Here is a 415-nt window from a genome sequence, read left to right as displayed (position 1 = left end):
CTGCGTCCCGTGGCGAAACCTCGCGAGCCTTGTCGAGTCTGACGGGCCGAAGCCAAGGCAGCAAGAAGAACGAGCGCAGGTCTCGCAGCGACGAACCGATCGCGTCTGCAGAAGTCCGTCTGTATGAGGACGACAGAACGATCACCTTCCTAGAAGCTGGCCGCCGCGAAAACGACCGCGATTAGCTCCCGCACAGGCGGAAACTTGACGAGGCGCGGGCGAGAAGCGATTCTCACTCGCGCTTCGTTCAACGCTGAGTCGACTAAGACCCCTTCTGCGGCGTCGCCGTGCGCGAGCTCGGGCTCCGCCGCGGCGGTGGCAGGGCCGCCGCCAGTTACCTCTGGCCGAGATTGAGCGAAGGCGGTGCGGCACGCCTCTTACGTCGCCCAATGAGAACGCCAAGAATCAAGGCAAG

General features: G+C 63.9%; 1 protein-coding gene. It reads left to right on the top strand.

The window, feature by feature from the left end:
- On the top strand, positions 1-185 hold a 185-nt coding region (locus QQM72_RS40710; protein ID WP_314225840.1), incomplete at its 5' end, for a hypothetical protein.
- Between the last annotated feature and the right edge of the window lie 230 nt (positions 186-415).

Origin of the sequence: Streptomyces zaehneri (assembly GCF_032248645.1) — a bacterium.
Lineage (GTDB): Bacteria > Actinomycetota > Actinomycetes > Streptomycetales > Streptomycetaceae > Streptomyces > Streptomyces coriariae.
The sequence above is the reverse complement of the archived record's forward strand: the minus strand, read 5'-3'. Positions and strand labels throughout refer to the sequence as shown.